General features: G+C 68.6%; 27 protein-coding genes and 1 pseudogene. 19 read left to right on the forward strand and 9 right to left on the reverse strand.

The genetic code is table 11. From position 1 onward, the window contains the following. Positions 1-63: 63 nt before the first annotated feature. Positions 64-252: a DUF2735 domain-containing protein gene (locus tag F1D61_RS06490; RefSeq protein ID WP_203156987.1), complete on the forward strand. Its 189-nt coding sequence runs from the start codon at positions 64-66 to the stop codon at positions 250-252. Between the two features lie 97 nt (positions 253-349). Here the strand turns inward: F1D61_RS06490 and F1D61_RS06495 are convergent, their stop codons facing one another. Both F1D61_RS06495 and F1D61_RS06500 read right to left on the reverse strand, forming a co-directional pair. Next, on the reverse strand, positions 350-874 hold the full coding sequence (locus F1D61_RS06495; protein WP_203156988.1) for a hypothetical protein: 525 nt from the start codon (positions 872-874) through the stop codon (positions 350-352). A 42-nt stretch (positions 875-916) separates the two neighbouring features. After that, positions 917-1846: a glutaminase gene (locus F1D61_RS06500; protein ID WP_203156989.1), complete on the reverse strand. Its 930-nt coding sequence runs from the start codon at positions 1844-1846 to the stop codon at positions 917-919. 190 nt (positions 1847-2036) lie between these two features. Here F1D61_RS06500 and F1D61_RS06505 point away from each other — a divergent pair, with 190 nt between their 5' ends. From F1D61_RS06505 to F1D61_RS06515, 3 genes are all read left to right on the forward strand, one after another. Then, on the forward strand, positions 2037-2990 hold the full coding sequence (locus F1D61_RS06505) for an NAD(P)/FAD-dependent oxidoreductase (protein ID WP_203156990.1): 954 nt from the start codon (positions 2037-2039) through the stop codon (positions 2988-2990). A 310-nt stretch (positions 2991-3300) separates the two neighbouring features. Beyond that, positions 3301-3444 carry a hypothetical protein gene (locus tag F1D61_RS06510; protein ID WP_203156991.1) on the forward strand — a complete coding sequence of 48 codons (144 nt, stop codon included), beginning with the start codon at positions 3301-3303 and terminating at the stop codon, positions 3442-3444. A gap of 42 nt (positions 3445-3486) precedes the next feature. Next, positions 3487-3984 (forward strand): CinA family protein, encoded by a 498-nt coding sequence (locus F1D61_RS06515; protein ID WP_203156992.1) that lies wholly within the window; start codon positions 3487-3489, stop codon positions 3982-3984. A gap of 16 nt (positions 3985-4000) precedes the next feature. On the opposite strand, the gene F1D61_RS06520 is transcribed toward F1D61_RS06515, so the two are convergent. Then, complete coding sequence (locus F1D61_RS06520) at positions 4001-5278, reverse strand: branched-chain amino acid ABC transporter substrate-binding protein (RefSeq protein ID WP_203156993.1); 1278 nt, start codon at positions 5276-5278, stop codon at positions 4001-4003. Between the two features lie 411 nt (positions 5279-5689). On the opposite strand from F1D61_RS06520, the gene F1D61_RS06525 reads away from it, so the two are divergent. The 7 genes and pseudogenes from F1D61_RS06525 (at position 5690) to F1D61_RS06555 (ending at position 13037) form a co-directional block, all read left to right on the forward strand. Continuing rightward, on the forward strand, positions 5690-6811 hold the full coding sequence (locus tag F1D61_RS06525; protein WP_246775756.1) for a PepSY-associated TM helix domain-containing protein: 1122 nt from the start codon (positions 5690-5692) through the stop codon (positions 6809-6811). Positions 6812-6926: 115 nt separating this feature from the next. After that, positions 6927-9148 (forward strand): annotated as a pseudogene (gene purL / locus F1D61_RS06530) (phosphoribosylformylglycinamidine synthase subunit PurL). Positions 9149-9393: 245 nt separating this feature from the next. Next, positions 9394-9630 (forward strand): BolA family protein, encoded by a 237-nt coding sequence (locus tag F1D61_RS06535; RefSeq protein WP_203156994.1) that lies wholly within the window; start codon positions 9394-9396, stop codon positions 9628-9630. A 20-nt stretch (positions 9631-9650) separates the two neighbouring features. Beyond that, entirely contained in the window at positions 9651-10172 is a 522-nt protein-coding gene (locus F1D61_RS06540; protein WP_203156995.1) for a DUF29 domain-containing protein, read from the forward strand. A gap of 25 nt (positions 10173-10197) precedes the next feature. Beyond that, a complete protein-coding gene (gene grxD / locus F1D61_RS06545; RefSeq protein WP_203156996.1) occupies positions 10198-10536 on the forward strand; it encodes a Grx4 family monothiol glutaredoxin in 339 nt (112 codons plus the stop codon). A gap of 122 nt (positions 10537-10658) precedes the next feature. Continuing rightward, positions 10659-11555 carry an NAD(P)/FAD-dependent oxidoreductase gene (locus F1D61_RS06550; protein WP_203156997.1) on the forward strand — a complete coding sequence of 299 codons (897 nt, stop codon included), beginning with the start codon at positions 10659-10661 and terminating at the stop codon, positions 11553-11555. 900 nt (positions 11556-12455) lie between these two features. Next, complete coding sequence (locus tag F1D61_RS06555; protein ID WP_203156998.1) at positions 12456-13037, forward strand: hypothetical protein; 582 nt, start codon at positions 12456-12458, stop codon at positions 13035-13037. Between the two features lie 19 nt (positions 13038-13056). Here the strand turns inward: F1D61_RS06555 and F1D61_RS06560 are convergent, their stop codons facing one another. The 4 genes from F1D61_RS06560 to dgcN form a co-directional block, all read right to left on the reverse strand. Then, positions 13057-13338 (reverse strand): hypothetical protein, encoded by a 282-nt coding sequence (locus F1D61_RS06560; RefSeq protein ID WP_203156999.1) that lies wholly within the window; start codon positions 13336-13338, stop codon positions 13057-13059. 111 nt (positions 13339-13449) lie between these two features. Beyond that, positions 13450-13767: an EthD family reductase gene (locus tag F1D61_RS06565; RefSeq protein WP_203157000.1), complete on the reverse strand. Its 318-nt coding sequence runs from the start codon at positions 13765-13767 to the stop codon at positions 13450-13452. Between the two features lie 140 nt (positions 13768-13907). Beyond that, positions 13908-14888, reverse strand: a complete 981-nt coding sequence (gene dgcA, locus F1D61_RS06570) for an N-acetyl-D-Glu racemase DgcA (protein WP_203157001.1) — start codon at positions 14886-14888, stop codon at positions 13908-13910. After that, complete coding sequence (gene dgcN / locus F1D61_RS06575) at positions 14885-15895, reverse strand: N-acetyltransferase DgcN (protein ID WP_203157002.1); 1011 nt, start codon at positions 15893-15895, stop codon at positions 14885-14887. Before dgcN ends, dgcA begins: the two co-directional genes overlap by 4 nt. Before the next feature lie 309 nt (positions 15896-16204). On the opposite strand from dgcN, the gene F1D61_RS06580 reads away from it, so the two are divergent. From F1D61_RS06580 to F1D61_RS06595, 4 genes are all read left to right on the forward strand, one after another. Further along, positions 16205-17116 (forward strand): amino acid ABC transporter substrate-binding protein, encoded by a 912-nt coding sequence (locus F1D61_RS06580; protein ID WP_203157003.1) that lies wholly within the window; start codon positions 16205-16207, stop codon positions 17114-17116. A 176-nt stretch (positions 17117-17292) separates the two neighbouring features. Next, positions 17293-18012: an amino acid ABC transporter permease gene (locus F1D61_RS06585; RefSeq protein ID WP_203157004.1), complete on the forward strand. Its 720-nt coding sequence runs from the start codon at positions 17293-17295 to the stop codon at positions 18010-18012. Positions 18013-18042: 30 nt separating this feature from the next. Continuing rightward, a complete protein-coding gene (locus F1D61_RS06590; RefSeq protein ID WP_203157005.1) occupies positions 18043-18735 on the forward strand; it encodes an amino acid ABC transporter permease in 693 nt (230 codons plus the stop codon). Between the two features lie 142 nt (positions 18736-18877). Further along, positions 18878-19606, forward strand: coding sequence for an amino acid ABC transporter ATP-binding protein (locus tag F1D61_RS06595; protein WP_203158952.1), 729 nt, complete (start codon positions 18878-18880; stop codon positions 19604-19606). 470 nt (positions 19607-20076) lie between these two features. Here the strand turns inward: F1D61_RS06595 and F1D61_RS06600 are convergent, their stop codons facing one another. Together F1D61_RS06600 and F1D61_RS06605 are read right to left on the reverse strand one after the other, a co-directional pair. Beyond that, positions 20077-20253: a hypothetical protein gene (locus tag F1D61_RS06600; protein ID WP_203157006.1), complete on the reverse strand. Its 177-nt coding sequence runs from the start codon at positions 20251-20253 to the stop codon at positions 20077-20079. Between the two features lie 403 nt (positions 20254-20656). Beyond that, positions 20657-21955, reverse strand: coding sequence for an OmpP1/FadL family transporter (locus F1D61_RS06605; RefSeq protein WP_203157007.1), 1299 nt, complete (start codon positions 21953-21955; stop codon positions 20657-20659). Positions 21956-22346: 391 nt separating this feature from the next. Between F1D61_RS06605 and F1D61_RS06610 the strand changes: the two genes are divergently transcribed. The 4 genes from F1D61_RS06610 (at position 22347) to F1D61_RS06625 (ending at position 25153) form a co-directional block, all read left to right on the forward strand. Continuing rightward, positions 22347-23231 carry a fumarylacetoacetate hydrolase family protein gene (locus F1D61_RS06610; protein WP_203157008.1) on the forward strand — a complete coding sequence of 295 codons (885 nt, stop codon included), beginning with the start codon at positions 22347-22349 and terminating at the stop codon, positions 23229-23231. A gap of 50 nt (positions 23232-23281) precedes the next feature. Beyond that, complete coding sequence (locus F1D61_RS06615) at positions 23282-23908, forward strand: response regulator (protein WP_203157009.1); 627 nt, start codon at positions 23282-23284, stop codon at positions 23906-23908. Between the two features lie 220 nt (positions 23909-24128). Beyond that, the gene (locus F1D61_RS06620; protein WP_203157010.1) at positions 24129-24494 is read left to right on the forward strand and encodes a septal ring lytic transglycosylase RlpA family protein; all 366 of its coding nucleotides are present in this window, start codon (positions 24129-24131) and stop codon (positions 24492-24494) included. Between the two features lie 419 nt (positions 24495-24913). Beyond that, positions 24914-25153, forward strand: a complete 240-nt coding sequence (locus tag F1D61_RS06625) for a hypothetical protein (protein WP_203157011.1) — start codon at positions 24914-24916, stop codon at positions 25151-25153. The last annotated feature ends 61 nt before the right edge of the window (positions 25154-25214 follow it).

Consider the following 25214-nt stretch of genomic DNA (forward strand, 5'->3'; position numbering starts at 1 on the left):
ACACTCCGTTACGATCTCAGAGGCCGCAGCGGCGACGCGACGGCCCTCACGGGAGGCCCCTCGATGAGCACCACCGCACCGCGCACCACCGCGACGATCTACGCTTTCCCGGCCGGCGGCCGCAGACGCGGCGGCCGCAACGACTGGACGATGCCCGCACCGGCGGCGCGGGAGCGCGGCCCGGCGATCATGCCGGCCAGCGGCGGCTACCACGACGAGGCGATCCGCGAGGAGCGCGCGCGCAAGCCGTAGCGCCCTATCACGCGGATCATTGATGGGAGATTGCGTCGGTGTTCTCACTCCGTCGCCCTGAGTCGCTCGAACGGTCCCCGGCGTTACTGGGGACCATTTATTTAGAATCGCGAAAAATTTCATCAATTTTCTGATTTAAACGGCCTTCTAATACTGCACACTCAATGCCAAAATTATCGCGGTTTATCTTCATCAAATTCTCAAATCCAACATTTATCGCAATTATTTGATGTTTTTCAGTGGCTAAAATCAATAATTTATCAAACAAATCGAGGCAATCTCCTTTCGATAATGCATTTACCGCCAAATCACAATACATTAAAGCAAAATTACTTTCTGAAAATTTTCCAAAATTTCTCGATATATTATATATAAATGCCCTCAAATCAAAATAATCGAATATTTCTTCGACTCCAGAAAATATATAAAAAATGGCATCTGAGCCGTCCGAATTATATATGTATTCGCTGCTCAAAAATTCGTTCATGAAACTTAAAAGCACGGGATCGGCCTTATCTTGCCCAAATATACAATCATTAGACAACGCGATGACTTCAGAAATCAAGTACTGCGCAGAAACCGCCTTTAATCGAGAAAAGCTCAGAATTTGTTGAAAGTTCATGCTGCCCCCAGCATCAAGCGCAATGTTTGCCTAGGATACAACCTACTCGCCGAAGATCGACCAGCCGAGGCGCTTCGTCAGCCGCTCCAGGGCGATGCGCCCGAGATGGGAATTGCCGGCGGCGTCGAGCCCCGGCGCCCAGACGGCGATCGAGGCCTTCCCCGGCGCCACCGCCAGAATGCCGCCGCCGACGCCGCTCTTGCCCGGCAGGCCGACCCGGTAGGCGAACTCGCCCGAGCCGTCGTAATGGCCGCAGGTCAGCATGACGGCGTTGATGCGCTTGGCCCGCTCGGCCTGCACCACCGACAGGCCGGTGCTGGGATCGCGCCCGGAATGGGCGAGGAACCGGCCCGCCACCGCGAGCTGCCGGCAGGTCATGCTGATGGCGCAGTGGTGGAAATAGACCCCAAGCGTGTACTCGACCGGATTGTCGATCACCCCGAACGACTTCATGTAGTTGGCGAGCGCCACGTTGCGGAATCCGGTGCGCTGCTCGGACGCCGCCACCGCCTCGTCGATGGTGATGGTGCCGTCCTGCGCCAGGTACTGCATGAAGCGCAGGATCTCGCCCAGGGCTTCGCGCGGCTGGTGGCCCGACAGGATCAGGTCGGTGACGGCGATGGCGCCGGCATTGATGAACGGGTTGCGGGGGATGCCGCGCTCGTATTCGAGCTGCACGACCGAGTTGAACGGGCTGCCCGAGGGCTCGCGCCCGACCCGCCGCCACAGCTTGTCGCCGACCATGCCGAGCGCCAGCGTCAGGGTGAAGACCTTCGAGATGCTCTGGATCGAGAACGGCACGTCGCAATCGCCCGCCGCCGCCACCGTTCCGTCGGCGCCGATCACCGCGAGGCCGAAATGGCCGGGATCGACCCGGGCGAGTTCCGGGATGTAGCGCGCCACCTCGCCGCGATCGGTCCGCTGGCGCATCTCGTCGGCGATCTCGCTGACGACGGTTTCGAGGTTCGGCACGGATCGGCAATCCCGGACTTGAAGACGAAGCGCGGCCTTAAGCCTGCAAGTTCGAGGCCTCAAGCCGGCGGCGAAAAGTTCCGCACCTGACGCGAGAGATTTCGCGCGATTGATTGGCACCAACGCGAATTATTGCGAGTTGACGCTGCGACCGATCGAGAGCGCGGTCGGAAGGGCGGGAGCGACGGGATTGAGTCGGGACGGGACCATCGCGATCATCGGGGCGGGCATCGCCGGTGCCGCGGCGGCGCGCCGGCTGTACGAGGCGGGACGGCGGGTCACCGTGCTCGACAAGGGCCGAGCGCCCGGCGGCCGGATGGCGACGCGGCGCGGCCCGGACGGTTTGCGCTTCGACCACGGTGCCCAATATTTCACCGCCCGCGACCCGCGCTTCATCGCGCGAGTGGACGACTGGACGGCGCGAGGCGTCGCGGCGCCCTGGGGCGGAGCGGACAGGCATATCGGCACGCCCGGCATGGCCGCGCCCGTGCGGGACCTCCTCGACGGCCTCGACGTCCGTTGCGGCCGTGCGGTCGGTCGCCTGGTACGGGACGGGCGGGACTGGCGCCTGGCGGAAGCCGACGGCACCGCGCTCTCGGACGGCGCGGCGTTCTCGGCCGTGCTCCTGACCTGCCCGTCGCCCCAGAGCCTCGCGCTCCTCGACGGCGCGGGCCAGGCCCTGCCCGGTTTGGCGGAGGTGGCCTATGCCGCGTGCTGGACCCTGATGCTGGCGCATGACGGCCCTCCCCTGCCCGGTGGACCTTTCCGCGAGGACCGGGATCCCACGGCGGCGATCGCCTGGATCGCCGGGAACGGGGACAAGCCGGGGCGCGACGGCAGCGGGACGATCGTGGCCCATGCCTCGCCGGCCTGGTCGCGGGCCAACCTCGAATGCGGGGCGGACGATGTCGCCGAACGGCTGGCCACGGCCCTCCGGGCCATCGTTCCGCTCGGCGAGATCCGCCACCGTGCCGCCCATCGCTGGCGCTATGCCGCGGTCGAGCGGGCGGTCGGCGAAGCCTGCCTGTTCGCGCCGGATGCCGGCCTCGGCTTTGCCGGCGACGGCTGCCTCGGGCCCCGGGTGGAATTCGCTTACCTGAGCGGCCTGGCGCTGGCCGAGCGCGTGCTCGCGGAGGCGGCATGACGATCCGGCCCGCTTCCGGTGCTCCGGCCCGGGCTTCCGTCAAGGTGCGGGAGCACACCGCCCGTCCGGGACGGCCGGGGCATCGTCCACCAGGGTGCGTGTCCCGCCACATCGGGACCATCGTTCCGCCCAAAGGCGGTGCGACACCTCTTCCAACCGGGATGGCCCCATCCCGAAAGCCGGCGCCGCCGGACCTCGTAGGTCGGAGCCCTCCGGCCTCGTCCCCAGCCACAGGGAGCCCGTGAACCGGGACCGGGAGGCGCATAGCCTCCGCGGTTCTCCTCGAAACCTTTCATGTCGGGTGAGTATGATGTCTGATGCGTCCCTTTTCCTCCATATCGCGCTGTCGCTGAGCTTCGTGGGCCTCGTCGGCCTCGGAATCGGCAAGGCCCTCGACGCCTGGGTGCGACTGGCCCCGAACGGCGCCGACGACGACGGCGCGCTGGCGGAGTAGGGCCCGACCGGATAGGTTTCCCCTTCGGCAGGAGGACGCTGCTTGCGCGAGTTGTTTGACAGGGCCGGCCGTATCGCCGCCCGGCTCACCGCCCGGCGGGAGACCGTCGCGGTGGCCGAGTCCTCCGCTGGCGGCCTCGTCTCCGCGGCCCTGCTCGCGGTGCCGGGCGCCTCGGCCTATTATCTCGGCGGCGCGGTGATCTACACCGCCCAGGCCCGCGAGGCCCTGATCGGCCTCGACGCGGCCGGGATGGAAGGCCTGCGTAGCGCGAGCGAACCCTACGCCGAGCGTGCGGCGACCCTGGTGCGGGAGCGTCACGGCGCGGTCTGGGGGCTGTGCGAGACCGGCGCCGCGGGACCGGGCGGCAACCGCTACGGCGATGCGGCGGGCCATACCTGCCTCGCCGTCGTCGGTCCGGTGACGCTCCGGCGGACCCTGGAGACCGGCGCCAGCGACCGCGCCGGCAACATGGAGGCCTTCGCGGCCGCCATGCTCGACGCTTTCCTGGATGCCCTCTTGGAGGCGGACCGGGCCCCGTAAGGGGCTCAGCCGTCGATCAGCTCGGCCGCTCCATCTTGCACGTGGTCGGCAGCAGCGTATCCTTGGTCTGGACCTCGCCGGCCTTCTTCCAGCCCCAGCCGGTGCCCTCCTCGTCGAAGCGCATGCCGGGCTCCATCGGGCCGAAGGACGAGACGAACATCGTCTGGAAATACTGGTGGTCGTCGGGCCGCACGAAACCCTCGCTGCCGACATACGGCTTGATGCGGACCTGTTCGAGCCTCGCGGCCACCTTGCGCGCCTCGGACGAGCCGGCCTCCTGCATGGCGATCAACAGGGCGTTCATCGCGTTGAAGGCGCGCGGATAGGTCGAGCCGATGCCGGTGCGGGCCCGGAACGCGGCCTCGAACTCCTGGGTCGCGGCGTCGCCCTCGTTGGCGCCGCCCTGCTTGACCTCGAACACCCGGTGGGCGAGGCCGGTCTGGCGCACCACGGTGGGCGCGCCGGTGCCGCCGGCATAGTAGGTGTAGAAGCTCGCCTGGAGCCCCGCCTCCGCGGCGGCCTTGAGCAGCAGGTTGATGTCCTGCGCCCAGTTGCCGGTGATGACCGAATCCGCCCCGGAGGCGCGGATCTTGGTGACGTAGGGCGCGAAGTCGTTGACCTTCTGCAACGGCGTCACCTCGTCGCCGACGATCTCGATGTCGGGCCGCTTCGCCTTCAGCATCGCCCGGGCCTGCTGGCGCACCGACTGGCCGAACGAGTAATCCTGGTTGATCAGGTAGACCTTCTTGATCTCGGGCCGCGTCTTCATGAAGTTCGTCAGCGCCTCCATCTTGATGTCCGAATTGGCATCGAAGCGGAAATGCCAGAAATTGCACTTCTCGTTGGTCAGCGACGGATCGACGGCGGAGTAATTGATGTAGATGACCTGGCGGCTCGGGTTGCGCTCGTTGTGCTTGGCGACGAAATCGGTGAGCGCGGCCGCCGCCGAGGAGCCGTTGCCCTGCACCAGCACCCGGGCGCCGGCATCGATGCCCTTCTGGGCGGCGATCAGGGTCTCCTGCGGGTTGACCTTGTTGTCATAGGCCAGCACCTCGAAGCGGAACTGCTTCTGGCGGGCGTTCAGCACCTCGGCCATGTACTGGAAATGGCGCAGGCCGGCCTCGCCGGTCGGCGCGCCGCCGCCGGAGAGCGGATCGATGAAGGCGATCTTCACGACCTCCTGCTTGGCCGCCTCCTGTGCGGCGGCCGGGCCGGGGAGCGCCAGGATCGCGGACGGGCCGCATAGGGACACGGCGATGACGGCGCCACGCAGCGCCTCGCGGATGGACGTCATGCTTCCTCTCCTCTCGGCCGCGATCGTCTCTGGCTCGAAGTCCGGCGTCGCGTTGCCAAACGGGAGAGTCCGGCGCGGAGGAGAGAGCCGTCAAGGAGAAACTGCGCCCGCTCGCCCTCATCCGCATTTTACAGGTGAGATTCACTCGATTGCTCAGTATTCACGCGCGAATGACCTTGTAGACGCCCTCAGGCTGGAATCATTATAATCATGATGACGCCGCGTTCCGGACTTGAATCGTTGACACGGTCTTCGTTCGGGCCATAAGCGTCGGCACGACGAGGGATATCGGCCGGCGATCTTGCGGCGGTGAGCGCTCGGCACGGCGTGCGACGCGGGAATACGATCCATGATTCTACCCGGCCCGGTGCTCGCGACGACCGTCGTCCCACCCGATACGGGCTCCTGCCGGTGAGGAACGCTCTGTTCCAGCTCCACTGGCTCCTCGGCCTGACCGCCGGCCTCGTGCTGATGCTGGTCGGGGTGACGGGGGGCATCCTCAGCGTCGAGGAGGAGGTCACGGGGCTCATGAGCCCCGGCATCGTCACCGTTCCGGCCCGGGAGGGACCGCGCCTGACGCCGGATGCGCTGGTCGCCCGGCTCAAGGACGAGGCGCCGGGCAAGCGCGTCACGCTGATGATCCTGAACGGCGCCCCGGACCGGGCGGCGCAGGTCCGCCTCGCCGACGGACCGGGGCGCGGCACCGAGACCTATGTCGACCCTTACGACGGGCGGGTCCTCGGGCCGGCGCGGGGCGAAGGGTTCTTCGAGACGGTGCGGCGGCTGCACCGCTGGCTGCTGCTCCCCGGCGACGGCGACGGCTGGGGCCGCACGATCACCGGCGCCTCGGCGCTGGCGCTGGTTTATCTGGCCCTGTCGGGCCTCTACCTGCGCTGGCCGAAGGGCCGGCGCGACTGGCGGATCTGGCTGAAGCCGGCGCTCAACCGCCGCGGCCGGGCGTTGTACTGGTCGCTGCACGCAGTCGTCGGCACCTGGGTGCTGGTGCTCTACCTGGTGATGGCGCTGACCGGCCTGTGGTGGTCCTACGGCTGGTACCGCGACGGCGCGACCACCCTGCTCACCGGCCGGCCGCCCGCCGCCGCGCAGGCCCGGACCATGACGAAGAAGGAGGGCGCACCCGTCCCCCTCGATCCCGCCTTCGCGGCCTTCGCGGCGGCGACGAACGGCCACTACGCCACCGCCTCCCTGGCGCCCGCCCGCGAGGGCGAGACGGTCCGCATCCGCGCGGTCGCAGCCGACGCCGCCCATTTCCAGGCCCGGGACGAGTGGCGCTTCCGGCCCGACGGCACGCTGGCCTCCCGCGACCTCTATGCCGAGCGGGCCTGGGGCGCGCGGCTCGCCGGCAGCATGCTGGCCCTGCACGAGGGAAAATTCTTCGGGCCGGTCGGCTGGATCGCCTTCATGCTGGCGGCACTCGCCATGCCGCTCTTCGGGGTGACGGGGCTCCTTCTCTATCTCGGCCGGCGCCGCAGCCGGCGGCGCCATGCAGCCGCGGCGGTACAAGCGGCCTGACGTCCTCCTGCCCGATGCTCTCCTGCCTGACGCTCTTCTGGCGAGTTGCCTTTCGGGCCCCTCAGGCAGTAAGCGCACGGGCAGCAGGGCCGCCCGACCGGCGAGAGGATGCCGCATGATCCGCAACGACGTCTCCATCACGCCCGAGCTCGTGCGCCAGCACGGCCTGACCGAGGACGAGTACCAGCGCTTCGTCGGGCTGATCGGGCGCGAGCCGACCATCACCGAGCTCGGCATCGTCTCGGCGATGTGGAACGAGCACTGCTCGTACAAGTCCTCGCGCCTCCACCTGAAGACGCTGCCGACCAAGGCGCCGTGGGTGATCCAGGGCCCGGGCGAGAATGCCGGCGTCATCGACATCGGCGACGGCCTCGCCTGCGTGTTCAAGATGGAGAGCCACAACCACCCGAGCTTCATCGAGCCCTACCAGGGCGCGGGTACCGGGGTCGGCGGCATCCTGCGCGACGTCTTCACCATGGGCGCGCGGCCGATCGCGGCGCTGAACGCGCTCCGCTTCGGCTCGCCGGACCATCCGCGCACGCCGCACCTCGTCTCGGGCGTGGTCGCGGGCATCGGCGGCTACGGCAATTCCTTCGGCGTGCCGACGGTCGGCGGCGCGGTCGGCTTCCACACCCGCTACGACGGCAACATCCTGGTCAACGCCATGGCGGTGGGCCTGGCGAAGACCGACGCGATCTTCTACGCGGCGGCCACGGGTGTGGGTAACCCGATCGTCTATCTCGGCTCGAAGACCGGCCGCGACGGCATCCACGGCGCCACCATGGCGTCGGCCGCCTTCGACGCCTCCTCGGAGGAGAAGCGCCCGACCGTGCAGGTCGGCGACCCCTTCGCCGAGAAGCTCCTGCTCGAGGCCTGCCTGGAGCTGATGCAGTCGGGCGCGGTGATCGCGATCCAGGACATGGGCGCGGCGGGCCTGACCTGCTCGGCGGTCGAGATGGGCGCCAAGGGCAATCTCGGGGTGGAACTCAACCTCGACGCGGTGCCGACCCGCGAGCCCGGCATGACCGCCTACGAGATGATGCTGTCGGAGAGCCAGGAGCGCATGCTCATGGTGCTCAAGCCCGGCATGGAGGCGGAGGCGCAAGCCATCTTCGTGAAGTGGGGCCTCGACTTCGCGATCATCGGCCACACCACCGACACGCTCCGCTTCGTCATCAAGCATGGCGGCGAGACGGTCGCCGACCTGCCGATCAAGGAACTCGGCGACGAGGCGCCACTCTACGACCGGCCGCACCGCCAGAACGCCTACCAGCCGGAGATCAAGGCGGAGGACGTGGCCGCGCCGATGCGCAACGTCGACGCGCTCACCAAGCTTGTCGGCTCGCCGGACCTGTGCTCGAAGCGCTGGGTCTACGAGCAGTACGACCACTACATCCTCGGCAACACCGTCGAGAAGCCTGGCGGCGACGCCGCGGTGGTGCGGGTCGAGGACGGGCCGAAGGGCCTGGCGCTCACCACCGACGTGACCCCCGCTACTGCGAGGCCGATCCGGTCGAGGGCGGCAAGCAGGCGGTGGCCGAGGCCTGGCGCAACATCACGGCGGTGGGCGGCCGGCCGCTGGCCATCACCGACAACCTCAACTTCGGCAACCCGGAGAAGCCGGAGGTGATGGGCCAGTTCGTCGGCTGCATCCAGGGCATCGGCGAGGCCTGCCGCGCCCTCGACTTCCCGGTCGTGTCCGGCAACGTCTCGCTCTACAACGAGACCGAGGGCGTCGGCATCCTGCCGACCCCGTCGATCGGCGGCGTCGGGGTGGTCGACGACGTGAACCGGATCGCCACGGTGGCGTTCAAGCGCGACGGCGACGCCCTGGTGCTGATCGGCGCCACCAAGGGCTGGCTCGGGCAGTCGGCCTATCTCGCCACGGTCTGCGGCCGCGAGGAGGGGGCGCCGCCCCCGGTCGACCTCGCCGCCGAGAAGCGCAACGGCGACTTCGTGCGCGGGCTCATCACCGCAGGCATCGTCGACACCGTCCACGACCTCTCCGATGGCGGCCTGGCTGTCGCGGTGGCCGAGATGGCGCTCGCCGGCAATATCGGCGCGGTGCTGCCCGAATGCCCGCTGCCGGTGGCCTGCCACGCCTACCTGTTCGGCGAGGACCAGGGCCGCTACCTCCTGGCGGTGGAGCCCGACGCGGTCGCCGACCTGCTCTACAGCGCCAGCGCGCAAGGGATCGACGCGGCGGTGATCGGCGTCACCGGCGCCGATTCGCTGACCCTGCCCGGTGACGAAATCGTCAGCCTCGACGCCTTGCGCAAGGCGCACGAGGGCTGGCTGCCGGGCTACATGGCCGGTCCTTCCGCCGACGCGGCCTGACGTCCGTCCGAGCGCCTCGTACGAGCCGTCCCACCCGCGACCTCATCCTGAGGTGTCAGTCCATCGGCGATGGACTGACCTCGAAGGAGGGCTCCAGAAGCCTCGGCGATTCCTGGAGCCCTCCTTCGAGGCTCAGCGATCTTCGATCGCCGGCACCTCAGGATGAGGTTGCGGGTGGGAGCGAGCAGGCTCACTTGTCCTGGATGCCTTCGCCGCAATCCAATCCCGAGTAGGAGACGACCCCGATGCCGATGGATGCCCGCGAGATCGAGGCGATGATCAAGGAGGCCCTGCCCGACGCCACGATCGAAATCCGCGACCTCGCCGGCGACGGCGACCACTACGCCGCTACCGTCATGTCGGCGGCGTTCAAGGGCAAGTCGCGGGTGCAGCAGCACCAGATGGTCTACGGCGCCCTCCAGGGGCGCATGGGCGGCGTGCTGCACGCCCTTGCCCTGACCACCGGCGTGCCGCAGGATTGAGCCACACCGAGGGCCGCCGCATGGACGAGATCCGCACGGATCAGCCGAGCCTCTACGACGAGGATGTCGTCGCCTGGGCGGAGCAGCAGGCGGCGGCCCTTCGCGCCCTCGGGGCGCGCCCGGACCTCTCGAACGCCCTCGACTGGGAGAACGTCATCGAGGAGATCGAGAGCGTGGGGCTGTCGGAGATCAGGGCCTTGGAAGGCGCTCTCCGGGCCATGCTGGTCAATCTCCTGAAGTACCTGTCGACCCCGTCTGCGCAGTCGACGCGCTCCTGGCCGGCCGAGATCGTCGCGTTCCACGCGACGGCCAGCCGGCGATACACGCCGTCGATGCGGCAGCGGATCCGTTGGAACGGCCTCTGGCGCGACGCGACGAAGATCGCGGCGGCGGAACTGGCCGTCTGGGGTGAGCGTCTGGCCGTCGGGCTGCCCGACGAGAACCCGTTCACCCCGGAGGAGCTGGTGGGCGAGGATTTCACCCTCGACTGGGCGCTCCTGCGCCTCGCCTCCATCTTGCAAAACCCGAACGACCATCACTAGCTAGAGCCTACACAGGGGTAGAACCATGACCGACGTCACCAGCCGCATCGAGACCGAGATCAAGTCCCAGGACGTGGTCGTGTTCATGAAGGGCACGCCGCAATTCCCGATGTGCGGCTTCTCGGGCCAGGTGGCCCAGATCCTCAACTACCTCGGCGTGCCGTTCAAGGGCGTGAACGTGCTCGAGGACATGGAGATCCGCGAGGGCATCAAGGCGTTCTCGCAGTGGCCGACCATCCCGCAGGTCTACGTGAAGGGCGAGTTCGTCGGCGGCTGCGACATCACCCGCGAGATGTTCCAGTCCGGCGAGCTGCAGCAGATGCTGACCGAGAAGGGCATTGCCACCAACACCGCCGCGGCCTGATCCGCGACACCATCGACTGGATGGCGAGGAAGGGCGCGCGAGCGCCCTTTTTCGTGGGCGGTGCCGCGAACCCGGCGAGCCGCCGATGCGTCTACTCGCGAGTGACAGCGCGGGACGGCGACATGCGGGACGTGATCATCGTGGGCGGCGGACCGGCGGGCCTGTCGGCGGCGCTCATCCTCGGGCGCTGCCGGCGCCGGGTGCTGCTGATCGATTCAGGCCACCCGCGCAACGCGGTGACGCCGCGGATGCACGGCTTCCTCGGCCGCGACGGCCGCCCGCCGGGCGACCTCCGCGACGAGGGACGCCGGGAGCTCGCCGCCTACGACACGGTCGAGATCTGGGACGGCCGGGCCGTCGATGCGGTGCGCAGGCCCGACGGCTTCCGGGTGGTGATGGAGGACCAGCGCCGGGCCGATGCCCGACGGCTGATCCTCGCCACCGGCCTGCGCACCGACCTGCCGGCCATCGAGGGGTTCTCGGAATTCTGGGGCCACGGCGTCCATCATTGCCCCTATTGCGACGGCTACGAGAACGGCGACCGGCCGCTCGCGGTCTATGGCCCGGGCGAGGCGGCCAAGGGCCTGGCTCTCGAACTCACCGCCTGGAGCCGCGATCTGACCCTGTTCACCGACGGTCCCTGCGGCCTCGACGATCCCGAGCGGGACCGGCTCGCCCGGAACGGCATCCGGATCGAGGAGCGCCCGGTCGCCCGGCTCGAAGGCGAGGACGGGCGCTTCGCGCGGGTCCGCCTGCGGGACGGCACGGCGCTCGAATGTGCCGCCCTGTTCTTCACCACCGGGCCCTGCATCCCCTCCCCGCTCGTCGAGCGGCTCGGCTGCGATGTGTCGCGCAAGGGCACGGTGCCGACCGGCGACTACGAGGAAACGAACGTACCGGGACTCTACGTCGCGGGTGACGCGTCGCGCCGGGTCCAGCTCGCGATCGTGGCCGCCGCCGAGGGAGCGATGGCGGCCTTCGCCATCAACACCGAGCTCCTGCGCGAGGACACACGCTGATTCGGCCGCCGATTCGCCCGCTGCGCCAGGGCCAGCATAGGCGAGGACAGAATTCTTGCGACTCGCGCCGTACCGCCATCCTGCCAATAACGCGGCAGCAGCAAGCGCTTGGCGGGCTGCGGGGCGCCCCTGGCGAAGACCGCAGAAGCAACAATCCTCCTGTCAAGACTTTATCGCACGGTGAAGGTTTGTTAGCCTTTATTGGACGATCACGGGAGGGGGCACCCATGATAGCGTTGGCGCAAGCATGGCGGGCCGGGTTCACCCGGCGCACGCAACGCACGGTCCTGGCCCGCGATGCCACGCTTCGGCCGGGCGAATCCGAGCCGCCCGAGCACCACGAACTCACCGCGCGGGACCTGATTCGCATGGCCCAGTCCGCCCGCGCCGCAACCGAGCCGCGGGGCTGACGCCGGCACAAGCCGAAGGCGGGTCGAATCGCTTGTTCGGGCTTGGATCGTTGCGGGCTGAGAATGCCATCGGGGGGCATTCGAGGGGGACGGCCCGCTGTCGCGGCAATCCGACCGGGGCTGAATCCAACCCGAGTGGCGACGACCAGCGCCTCGGCGCCATCGCGGGCGCACGGTCTGCGCACGCCGATCCGCTCGGCGCTCCGAATGGCGACGATCGCCAACCGCGGCTGATGCGCGACGAGGCCCGCGACCCGCTCTTCATCGTGCCGCACCCGCCCGGCGGCGCGTGAGCGCCCTCGGCATCCGTCCGGACGGGCGATCGCCAAGGCCACCTATCCCCAGCGTCGGACTCTTAGACGCTCCACAAGGACTAACATCTTACCCTTCCGCCTCTATACTCAGCCGGAGTGTTGGGGGTCCGGCTGCCTTGCGCAGCGGGATACGAGGGGCCGGAGCGGATCTTCGGCCGGGTCGGGAAGGCGGTGGGATGGCCGAGACCGAGGAGGCGATACCGGCCGACCGCGTGGTCGAGACCCTGGAGGCCCTGCTGCGCACGCCGCCGTTCCAGCGCTCGCCGAAGCTCGCGCGCTTCCTGCGCTTCGTGGTCGAGGAGGAGTTGGCCGGGCGCGGCGCGACCGTCAAGGCCTATACCATCGCCACCCAGGCGCTGGGCCGCGGCCCCGATTTCGACGCGAGCCTGGACCCGAGCGTGCGGGTCGAGGCGGGCCGCCTGCGGCGGGTGCTGGACGACACCTATGCCCAGCACCCGGCAGGCCTCGAGATCCGCGTCACCGTCCCGGTGGGCAGCTACCGGCCCCGGTTCGCCCCGATCGCGGCGGCGCCGGAGGCTGAGGCCGTCCCGGAGCCCGACGACATCCCGCTTCCCCCGCCCCCGGCGGCGGCGCGAGCGATCGTGGTCGGCGGGTTCAGCCCGCGCGGCCAGGTGGCGGTCATCGCGCTGCTCGCCGGCATCCTGCTGGTGCTCTGCATCGATCTCGGATTGACCCTGAGCGCCCGCCTGGGCGCCGATCCTCCGCCCTCGCGCGACGTCGCCGCGCGAGGCAGGTAAAGCCCATCCGGTGAACGGATCAGGTCCAGCGGGTGGCGAAGCGGGCGAGATCCGTCGCCGTGCCGAAGGCGACGACGCCGAGGGTGCGGGTCTCCTCCGGCAGGCCCGGGAACAGCACGTAGGTCACGCTGCGGCGGCTATAGGCGGTGCTCGGCGCCTCGGTGGCGGCCCAGTCCTGCACCTCCTGCGCGAGGGCGTCGGGATCGTCCGGCGCGATGAGCCCGGACCGCTCGCGGAGCGCCAGCACGTAGGGGCCGAGATCCGGGTGCTGCTCGCGCAGGACCTTGACGATGTCGATCATGACTGAAGGATTTTCCGACGACGTGGAGGCCGGTTCGGCGAAGACGATGCGGCAGGGCCGAAGGGCGGGGGACCATCCGGTCGTGTCGCGACCGGATGGTCCCCTCGAACCTCAGAAGCTCTGCGGCTCGTTGATCTGCACCACCGGCTGGCCCTTGAAGAAGTTCGGGATGTCCCCGAAGATCTCCTTGCCGTGGGCCGCGCCCGCCTTCTGGAAGTCGTCGAGCGAGCGGAAGGTGAGGAGCGCCATCACCTGGAACGGGGCCGGGCTGCCGTCCGGCGTGCCACTCGCCTTGACGACCTCGACCTTCTCCAGGCCCATCGAGGTCCAGCGCTCGCGCACCAGGGGCATGTGGTGCTTGAGGTAGTAGTCGAGGTCGAAGGGCAGCGCGTCGGCGCCGCCCGGATACATCACGCTGACCAGGATCATGGCGTTGTCGTCTCTCCCGGATGCGGGACACGTGCCCGGTCCCTGACGGCCAGAGAGCATCCTTTGCCGGCCCGGCGCAAGCGCGCCGGGCTCGGTCGGGCGCCCCGATCAGGCCGAAAAACGACTCATCCCCCAATCCGTCATCCCCAGAGCGCCGGCTCCGGCGGATGGACCAGGCTGCCCTCGAACCTCAATCCGGGGTCGCGGTCGCGGGCGAGCAGCAGCGGGCCGTCGAGATCGACGAAGTCGGCGTAGCCCGAGAGCAGCATCGCCGGCGCCATGGCGAGCGAGGTGCCGAGCATGCAGCCGACCATGATCGACAGGCCGTGCGCCTTCGCGTCCTGCGCGAGGCGCAGGGCCTCGGTCAGCCCGCCGGCCTTGTCGAGCTTGATGTTGATCGCGTCGTAGCGATCCTTGAGGGCATCGAGGTCGACGTCGCCGTGCAGGCTCTCGTCGGCGCAGATCGGGATCGGGCGCGCGATCCGCGCGAGCAGCCCGTCGTCGCCCGCCGGCAGGGGCTGCTCGATCAGCTCGACGCCGGCCGCCGCGCAGGCCGCGAGGTTGGCGGCCATCGTCTCGGCCGACCACGCCTCGTTGGCATCGACAACGAGCCGTGAATTCGGCGCACCCCGGCGCACCGCGGCGATCCGCTCCGGATCGCCCGCCCCGCCGAGCTTCACCTTCAGGAGCGGCCGGGACGCCGCCATGTGGGCCGCCGCCGCCATCTCCTCCGGGGTGCCGAGGCTCAGCGTGTAGCAGGTCGTCACCGGGACCGGCGCCGGGATGCCGGCCAGCACGTGGGCGGGCGTGCCCGAGCGCTTGGCCTCGAGGTCCCACAGGGCGCAGTCGAGGGCGTTGCGGGCCGCCCCCGCCGGCATCCGGCCGGCGAGGTCCTGCCGGGTCAGGCCGGCGGCCAGCGCCTCTTCCTGCCGGGCGATCAAGTCGCGTACGCCCTCCACGGTCTCGCCGTAGCGGGCATAGGGTACGCATTCGCCGCGGCCGGTGACGGTGCCGTCGCTGACCTCGGCGGTCACCACCACGGCCTCGGTCCGGCTGCCGCGGGAGATGGTGAAGCGGCCGGCGATCGGCCAGCGCTCAATGGTGGTCGCGAGCCGGATCACGCCGGGAACTCCGCCATCAGCCGGTCGACCAGCCCCTCGACGCCGAACCGCACCGGATCGGTCGCCGGCAGGCCGTGCTCGGCGGCAAGTTTATCCAGGAGCGCCCTCGCCTCCCCTTCCTCCAGGGCCTGGGTGTTGATGGCGATGCCGGTCGCCCGGATCTCCGGGTTGGTCAGGCGGCCGAGCTGCACGGTGAGATCGATCACCTCGCGAATGCTCGGCAGGGCGTGCTTGACCCCGCGCATCGTCGTGCGGGTCGGCTCGTGGCAGACCACGAAGGCGTCGGCTTGCGCGCCGTGCAGCAGGCCGAGGCTGACGCCGGCGAAGCTCGGATGGAACAGCGAGCCCTGGCCCTCGATCAGGTCCCAGTGGTGCGGATCGGCGGCGGGCGCGATCCACTCGACGGCGCCGGAGATGAAGTCGGCCACCACCGCGTCGATGGCGACGCCGCGGCCGGAGATGAACACCCCGGTCTGGCCGGTGGCGCGGAAATCGGCATCGAGGCCGCGGGCCCGCATGCCCTTCTCCAGCGCCAGCACGGTGTACTTCTTGCCCACCGAACAGTCGGTGCCGACGGTCAAGAGCCGCCGGCCCGGCCGCCGGATTCCCTTGCCGGTGTCGAAGCGCTCGTCGGAATGGCGCACGTCGTGGAGCTGGCGGCCGTGACGCGACGCGGCCTCGGCGATCGCCGGCACCGAGCCGAGGCGGGTGTGGAGCCCGCTCGCCACGTCGAGCCCGGCCTCGATCGCCTGGACGATAGTGGCGATCCAGTGCTCGGGCAGAACGCCGCCGGCATTGACCACGCCGACGATCAGCGTGCGGGCGCCCTTGGCGACGCCCTCCGCGATCGTCAGGTCCGGGATGCCGAGATCGGCGGCGCAACCGGGCAGGCGCAACTGCCCGACGCACCATTCGGGCCGCCAGTCGACGATGCCGTAGGCGGTCTTGGCGGCGAGCTTGTCGGGCACGTCGCCGAGGAACATCAGGTAGGGCGTGGCGATCTGCATCGGTCTCGTCGGTCCGTCGTCGCGAGGGCGTCACGGGTGCCGGGCACGCTTGGCGGCCACCGGCGAGAACACCTTCGCGCGGGCACGGCCAGGGCGCAACAGCTCCGCCGCGAGGCGGGTGTCCCGCCAGGGGCAGCCTGCAACGGCGCCGACTGGCCCGCGCCTTGCCAGGGGCGGGCCGGGCACGGCCCTCGGTTTGTCAGGTCTTGCGCAGAATGCCCCACCCGGCGGCTGCGCCGGCCCCGAGCCTAACCCTTGACGTGATGATCGCCGTGGCGGACTAGGTCGATGCCCAATAGGAGAGCACGAATGCGTTTGAGAAGCCTGCTTCCCGTCCTGCTCGCCGGTCTGGCGGCCTCCGCCGGGACCGCTTCGGCCCAGGATCTGACCGGGACGCTGAAGAAGATCAAGGAGACCGGGCAGATCACGCTGGCCTACCGCGATTCCTCGGTGCCGTTCTCCTACCTCGACAACAACCAGAAGCCGGTCGGCTTCGCGATGGACATCTGCTACAAGATCGTCGACGCGGTGAAGTCCGAGCTGAAGCTCGACAAGCTCGAGGTCAAGCTGAACCCGGTGACCTCGGCGACGCGCATCCCGCTGATCGCCAACGGCACCGTCGACCTCGAATGCGGCTCGACCACCAACAACGTCGAGCGGCAGAAGCAGGTCGCCTTCACCAACACCCACTTCCTCACCGCCAACCGCTTCATCGCCAAGAAGTCGAGCGGCCTGACGAAGTTCGAGGACCTGAAGGGCAAGACCGTCGTCTCGACCTCCGGCACCACGAACATCAAGCAGATCAACGAGTACAACGCCGACAAGAAGCTCGGCATCACGATCCTGCCGGCCAAGGACCACGCCGAGGCGTTCCTGATGGTCGAGACCGGCCGCGCCGCCGCCTTCGTGATGGACGACGTGCTGCTCGCCTCGCTCGCCGCCTCGTCCAAGGAGCCGACCGCCTACGCGATCTCGACCGACGCCCTGTCGAAGCCCGAGCCCTACGGCATCATGCTGCGCAAGGACGATGCGCCGTTCAAGAAGGTCGCGGACGCCGCCACCGCCGCCTTCTACAAGAGCCCGGAGAGCAAGGTCACCTACGACAAGTGGTTCATGAAGCCGATCCCGCCGCGGGACATCAACCTGAACCTGCCGATGAGCGAGGCGCTGCAGCACGCCTTCGCCAAGCCGAGCGACAGCCCGGACCCGGCCGCCTACTGATCTAGAGACCGGGCGCCGCCCTTGCTGCGGCAGGGTGGCGCCCATCGACGGTCCGCCCCTCGGCACTTTTCCCTGTGCCTCGTCCGCGTCCGGCCTCGCCCGGGCCGGAAAACCGTATACCATCGGACGCCGACACAAAGCCTCCCCGAGAACCGAGCGGACCCGGAAGACAGGGCATGAACTACAACTGGAACTGGGGCATCTTCTTCGAGGCGTCGCCCGAGGGGAACGGCACCTATGCCGACATGCTGCTGTCGGGCCTGATGTGGACGATCCTCACGGCGCTCTGCGCCTGGGTCATCGCCTTCGCCATCGGCTCGGTCGTCGGCGTGCTGCGCACCCTGCCGAGCCGCGGGGCGCAAGCGGTCGGCAACGCCTATGTCGAACTGTTCCGCAACATCCCGCTCCTCGTGCAGATGTTCCTCTGGTACTTCGTGCTGCCGGAGGTGCTGCCGGAATCCTGGGGCACCTGGCTCAAGCAGTTGCCGAACGCGCCGTTCTACACCGCCGTGGTGTGCCTCGGCTTCTTCACCGCCTCGCGCGTCGCCGAGCAGGTGCGGGCCGGCATCCAGGCCCTGCCGCGGGGCCAGCGCATGGCCGGCACGGCGCTCGGGCTCACCACCGCCCAGACCTACCGCTACGTGCTGCTGCCCAACGCCTACCGCATCATCCTGCCGCCGCTCACCTCCGAGTTCCTCAACAACCTGAAGAACACGTCGGTGGCGCTGACCATCGGCCTCCTGGAGCTGACTGCGCGAGCCCGCGCGATGCAGGAATTCTCGTTCCAGGTGTTCGAGGCCTTCACGGCGGCGACCCTGATCTACATCGTCATCAACCTGCTGGTGGTGACCGTGGCCGGCGTGATCGAGCGCCGCGTCGCGGTGCCGGGCCGCTGATCCTTCAACGCTTCGGGCAGGGTCCTCGCGATGTTCTCGAATTTCGATTTCGGCGTCATCCTGAATTCGTGGCGCTACCTGTTCCTCGACGGGATGGTCTTCACGCTGACCCTGACCGCGCTCGCCGCGGTCGGCGGCGTGATCCTCGGCACGCTGATCGCCATGATGCGGCTCTCGGGCCTGCCGGTGCTGCCGCAGATCGCCAAGGTCTACGTCAACTTCATGCGCTCGCTGCCGCTGGTGCTGGTGATCTTCTGGTTCTACTTCCTGGTGCCGTATATCGGGCAGTGGGTCACCGGATCCGAGCGGCCGATCCAGGTCGGCGCCTTCTCGTCCTCGCTCATCACCTTCACGCTGTTCGAGGCGGCCTATTTCTCCGAGATCATGCGGGCGGGCATCCAGTCGATCCCGAAGGGACAGGGTGCGGCGGCCTCGGCGCTCGGCCTCACCTACTGGCAGTCGATGGGCAACGTCATCCTGCCCCAGGCCTTCCGCAACATGCTGCCGGTGCTGCTGACCCAGACCATCGTGCTGTTCCAGGACACCTCGCTGGTCTACGTCCTGTCGATCACCGACTTCCTCGGCGCCGCCTCCAAGATCGCCCAGCGCGACGGGCGCCTGGTCGAGATGTACCTGTTCGCGGCCGTCGTCTACTTTGCCGTCTGCTTCATCGCCTCGCTCCTGGTGCGCCGACTGCAGCGCCGGGTCGCCATCATCCGATAGGATCCGCGCCATGACCTCCTCCGCGATGCCGCCCGTCAGCCCCGTCTCGGAGCCGCAGGCCGCGTCCGACGCGGCGCCGGGCACCGGCCCCGTCGGCTCCCTGCTCACCGGGCAGCCCCCGGTGGCGGCCACCACCGGGCCGATGATCGCCATCGACAACGTCTCGAAGTGGTACGGCGACTTCCAGGTGCTGACGAACTGCACCACCTCCGTCACCAAGGGCGAGGTGGTGGTGGTCTGCGGTCCCTCGGGCTCCGGCAAGTCGACGCTCATCAAGTGCGTCAACGCCCTCGAGCCGTTCCAGAAGGGCCAGATCACCGTCGACGGCACCCGGATCGCCGACAAGAAGACCAACCTGCCCAAGCTCCGCTCGCGGGTCGGCATGGTGTTCCAGCATTTCGAGCTGTTTCCGCACCTGTCGATCACCGACAACCTGAGCCTCGCCCAGCGCAAGGTGCTCGGGCGGAGCAAGGACGAGGCGCAGGCCAAGGGCCTGGCGCTGCTGGAGCGGGTCGGCCTCAAGGCCCATGCCCACAAGTTCCCGGGCCAGCTCTCCGGCGGCCAGCAGCAGCGCGTGGCGATCGCCCGGGCGCTCGCCATGAACCCGATCGTGATGCTGTTCGACGAGCCGACCTCGGCGCTCGATCCCGAGATGGTCGGCGAGGTGCTGGACGTGATGGTCGAATTGGCCCGCGAGGGCATGACCATGATGGTGGTGACCCACGAGATGGGCTTTGCCCGCAAGGTCGCCCACCGGGTAATCTTCATGGACAAGGGCGAGATCGTCGAGGACGCGCAGAAGGAGGAGTTCTTCGGCTCACCCCGGAGCGAGCGCGCCCAGACCTTCCTGTCGCGGATCCTGTCGCACTGAACGGGATCCCCGAGATGAGCGAGGGCCCCCCTGCGGGCCCCTTGCCGTTGGTCTCGGGGATCCGACACGCCACCCTCCCCCTCTCTGCGGCAGGGCTATCCGGGGCCACCGTCGAATCGGACGCAGAATCCCCTCTCCCGTATGGGCAAGGGGTAGGGGGAATCGAAGATCGCGCGAGGGTGGCTCGGGCGCAGAATGATCCGCCAACCGTCGCGTTGCGCATCGCGACGGTTCTTTTTCAGGGTGGAACCCGAGCCACCCTCCCTCCCGGTACCTGCATCGGGACCGGGCCGACAAAGGCGCTCGCCAAGCGCGCCGACCACATCGCCAAGACCATCCACGAGCTCGGGGGCGTGTCCAGGCCACCGGCGATGGGGAAGGTGGGTCAACCCATCATCGGCCTGGGTCAGTCCACCGCCATCCCCGCAAAGTGAGCAAGGACCACGGAAACGGGGAAATCCCGGAAGCCGTTACGGCACCTGGTTCAGTCCACTCGCTCCGAAGAGCCAGCCGATCATAGGCGTGGCTGCACCGACCGTGAAACACGCGGTCGATGCCCGGTGGAGATTGTTCGCGAACAGCTTGGCGGTTTCGTTGGTGACGAGCTTGCGATTGTCGGGGATGGGGGTCGGCGGGAGGGTCGTCATGGTCGCCCGTCGGGTGCCGACGACGCTGCCGGACCGCTCGGCATTGGGAAATCCGTGCGCAACGTCATTCCGAGTGCGTCGCGTGCCCCGGAATAACGTGCAGCGAGGAAACGCCATCCAGAGCGTCTTCCGACGAAGCGCATCCCGGTTCGGCGCAGATAATGCAGCGCGCACAAAGACTGAGAGCGCTCCACGATTGGCGAGGCAATCGTGGAGCGCTCTAAAGGAACAGTCCGTTGCCCCTCGAAGGGAGCTCCTCAGAGTCTGTTTGAGCGGATCGGTCTGATCAAAGCTGAAAGGGATCATGGAATATCCCATCCTTCCACCTCAGGATGAGGTAAAAGGGTAGGATATCTCCTGATTCCTCTCAGTTTTTTTCAATTCATTCTGCTCGAACAGGCTCTCAGTACTTGCGCACCAGCGGAACCGGGATCGGCGCCGGAGCCGGCGGGTTGTCCCAGCGGTACTTCAGGCCGACCGAGACGATGTCGGCGCTGGCCTCCACGTTGCCCAGCAGGGCGAGCGGCGGGGTGTAGAGCGGCTCGCCCGGCACGATCGCGATCCGGTTGCGGCCGCCGACCGAGAACAGGTGCTGGTAGGAGACGTCGAACTGGATCTTCTCGCTGTAGCGGTAGCTCGCGCCGACCGAGGCGAAGTAGCGGTCGCCGTCGGGCAGGCGGGTCGAGCGGTTCGAGAGGTCGATCGGCGACTGCTCGTAGGCGAAGCCGAGGCGGCCGGTCCATTGCGGGGTGAAGTCGTACTCGGCGCCGACCGAGTAGTAGAACCCGTTCTTGTAGTTCAGCGGCAGGGCCGTCACCGGCCGGCCGAGCGCCAGCGAGACGATCGCCGGCGAGCCGAGCCGGGTCCAGTTGTCCCACTCGAAGCCGAAATTCAGGCGGAAGTCCTGGGTGATCGCCTGGGTCAGGCCGACCGAGACCTTCTCGGGGGTGTTCAGGCTCGCGCGGATCTGGCCGATGCCGAAGGCCGAGCCTTCGAGCTGGTGGTGGATCGAGGAGCGGTAGCCGACGCCGAGAGTGGTGCGCTCGGAGAGCCGCGCCACGACACCGGCGGTGAAGCCCCAGCCCCAGTCGTCGCCCTTGACGAAGGCCGTGTTCGCGCCGGGGGTGATGCCGGTGGCCTGGCGCAGGGTCAGCTTGAAGTATTCGAGCACCGGGCCGGCGGCGATCGACAGCCAGTCGTTCACCTTGTAGCCGATCACCGGGTTGAAGTTGAGCGAGAAGACCTTCGACGAGCGGCTGTAGGTCTGGCCGGCCCAGACCGAGTTCGGCTTGGTGATGAGGCCGAACGGCGCCGCGCCGGACAGGCCGATGAACAGCCGGTCGCTGAGCTGGTAGTTCGAGTAGGTCGCCGGCAGCACCGCCGCCTGGCCGATATCGCCCGAATCGCCGAGGCCGATCAGCGGCGGGAAGGTGCCGGTGGTGGGCGTGATGGTGGCCTGGGGCATCACCAGGGTGGCGTTGAAGTCCGAGTTCCAGCCCGGCTTCATCGTGACCACGGCCGGGTTCCAGAACATCGACGACAGGCCGCCGGAGCCGGCGGCGGCACCCGCGAAGGCCAGCCCCATCGCCTGGGCGCTCTGCTCGCGCAGGCCGAACGCCCCCGCCTGCGCCGCGCCGGTCGCGCCGGCCAGTAGCAGCATCGATGCGCCGGCGAGCAGCGCCGCCCTCCTCGAACCCGTCATGACGTTACCCCGAACCCCAAGATTTCCGTGCCGCGTGGCTTCCCTGGACGCCCACAGCTTGGGCGGAATGATGCGACGGCGGGCAGCAGGCAGGCAATCCCGGTCGCGGGCTTCCGCATGGTCAAGTCGGTGTGCCGAATTATCGATGAGAATCGATGATTCATGCAGTCATCAAGCATTTCTTCATGTCATGAAAATATAGATCGCACTCCACGATGCAGACGGAAGACGATCTTCGGCCCGCCTCGCTCACCCCGTCGGCACGGTTTCGCCACAGATGTGACGAAACTGCAACGGGCGCAACGCCCTCTCGGACGCTCCACCCGGGTTGCGGCCGGCCGGCGCCGGCGCCAATGTCCCGGCCCGCAAGGACCTTTCTCGGAGACGACCAATGAAGCTTGTGCGCTGGGGCGAGAGCGGGGCGGAGAAGCCGGGCCTCGTCGACGGGAACGGCACGATCCGCGACCTGTCGGGCGTGATCCGCGACATTGCCGGCCCCACCCTCGCCGCCGACACCCTGGCGAACCTCCGGGCGATCGATCCGGCGACCCTGCCGGAGGTGCCGGCCGGCACGCGGCTCGGGCCTTGCGTCGGCCACGTGCGCAACTTCATCGCCATCGGCCTCAACTATGCCGACCACGCCGCCGAGACCGGCTCGCCGATTCCCGCCGAGCCGATCCTGTTCAACAAGGCGCCGTCCTGCATCGTCGGCCCGACCGACGACGTGATCCTGCCCAAGGGCTCGGCCAAGACCGACTGGGAGGTCGAGCTCGCCATCGTGATCGGCAAGCGCGCCTCTTATGTCCACGCCAACGAGGCGCTGGATTACGTCGCGGGCTACTGCGTCTGCCACGACGTGTCGGAGCGCGAGTTCCAGCTCGAGCGCGGCGGCACCTGGACCAAGGGCAAGGGCTGCCCGACCTTCGGCCCCCTCGGCCCCTGGCTCGTCACCCCGGACGAGATCGCCGACGTGCAGAACCTCGGCATGTGGCTCGACGTGAACGGCGAGCGGATGCAGACCGGCTCGACCCGCACGATGATCTTCGATTGCCGGCAGATCGTCTCCTACCTGTCGCACTTCATGCTGCTCGAGCCCGGCGACGTCATCACCACCGGCACGCCGCCCGGCGTCGGCATGGGCATGAAGCCGGCCCGCTTCCTCAAGGCCGGCGACGTCGTCACCTTGGGGATCGAATCCCTGGGCGAGCAGCGCCAGACGATCGTCGCCTTCGACGACTGGACCGCCAAGGTGGCGGCCGGCGAGCCGACCAACTGATCTGACAGGGCCCGCGGCGGCGCCGCGGGCCTATCTGGAGTGAGGACGCCATGGACGTGCTCGTCGTCGACGACCATCCGATCGTGCTGCAGGGCTGCCGCCGGGTGCTGGAGGATGCCGGCGTCGGCACCGTGCACGAGGCCACCGGCATCGCCGCCGGCTACCGGCGCTTCCGCCGCCACCGCCCCGACCTCGTCGTGGCGGACCTCACCTTCCAGGGCGCGTCCTTGAGCGGTCTCGCGCTGATCCGCCGGATCCGCGCGGTGGCGCCGGGCACCCGCATCCTGGTCTTCAGCATGCACGACGATCCCGAGATCGCCGCCCGCGCCCTCGAGAGCGGGGCGGCCGGCTACGTGCTCAAGGACACCGCCTCGTCGGAGCTGCACCTCGCCTTCGAGCGGGTGCGGGATGGCGGCACCTACGTCGCGCCGTCGCTCGCCGCGGAAGTCGACCGCCTGCGGCGCGACACGCCCACGATGCCGCCCCTCACCCCGCGCGAGCGGCAGATCCTGGCCCGTCTCGGCGCCGGCCGCTCGCACGGCGCGATCGCCGAGGAGCTGAGCCTCAGCTACAAGACCATCGCCAATGCCTGCACGCAGCTGCGCCGCAAGCTCGGCGCCCGCACCCTCGCGGACCTGATCCGCATCGCCCTGCGGGAGGCGGGGCGCACCCCGTGACGGCCGGCCGAGCCAACCTTGGCCGCACCGTGGCACGGGGCGCCGCTCCAGCCGCCGCGGGTCTTCCTTGCGAAAACAGTTAACCGATGTAAACCGCAACAATCCATGCCATCATCGGACCTGAGTATACGATAGAATATCTTGATTTTCACTGTTCCATAATGTCGCCCCGTTCTGCTTTATGTTGCGCCCCGTCAAGCAACAAGAACGGGAATGCGAAATGGTTTCGAAGGCAAAGCTGGCGATCATCGGCCTCGCAGCAGCGGGCGCCGTCGGAGTGACGATACAAGCCAGCACGCCCGCCGAAGCCCAGTCCGGCCGTGCCTCCTGGTACGGCCCCGGATTTCAGGGCCGGCGCACTGCAAATGGCGAGCGCTTCAACACGCACGCCTTCACGGCGGCGCATCGCCGCCTCCCCTTCGGCAGCCGGGTCCGGGTCACCAACACGACCAACGGCCGCTCGGTCGTCGTGCGCATCAACGACCGCGGCCCCTTCGTCGGCGGCCGGGTGATCGACCTGTCGCAGGCCTCCGCCCGGGCGATCGGCATGTCGGGCGTCGCCCGCGTTCGCCTCAGCCGCCTCTGATACGGCTTTTGCATCGCGACGCGATCGGGCGGAAACCGGACGGTCACCTCTCGCGGCCCCGTCCGGCCTCGCGCCTCGCGACGAGGCGGGTGCCGCCTCCGGACGCAATCTTGCGGACATAGTCTTCGCCCAGAAAGACGCTCGATCCGTCCAGTCCCGGCGCCGCCTCGTCTTGGAGGTGCGCCGGGGCCGGATGGATCGATCCGTTCGAGCGGCAGTCGAGGACCGGTGCTCCCGCGCCGGTTGCGGCTTCCGCTCGGCCGGTCATCTCGGCCTTTCCGCAGCGGAAGCTTGCCCGTGGCCCTCAGGCTGCTAGAACCGCGCACGGCCTGGACATTCCCTGCGGTGGGCCGTGACGGGCAGGATCTCGCCGACCCGGTCAGGCCCCGCCCTCCCATCCGTTCCTTCGGAGAGACGTCGTGCTCCTGCGCTCCACCCTGATCTTCGTTCTGACCACCGGCGCCGCCCTGGCCCAGCCCGTCATGGCCGACCGCGCGGTGCTCAAGCAGCACTGCACCGGCGATTACCTGACCTATTGCGGCAACTTCGCGCCGGACGGGCCCGAGGTGCAGGCCTGCTTCCGCCAGAACAAGGCCAAGCTCTCCCCGGACTGCCAGGCGGCGATCACCAGCTACATGAAGGGACAGCGCAAGGGGTGAGGCCGGGAGCCGGCTGAAGCCGGCCCGTCCTGCACCGGGAACCGGCCGGGACCGGCACCCG

Source organism: Methylobacterium aquaticum (assembly GCF_016804325.1).
Classification (GTDB): Bacteria; Pseudomonadota; Alphaproteobacteria; order Rhizobiales; family Beijerinckiaceae; genus Methylobacterium; species Methylobacterium aquaticum_C.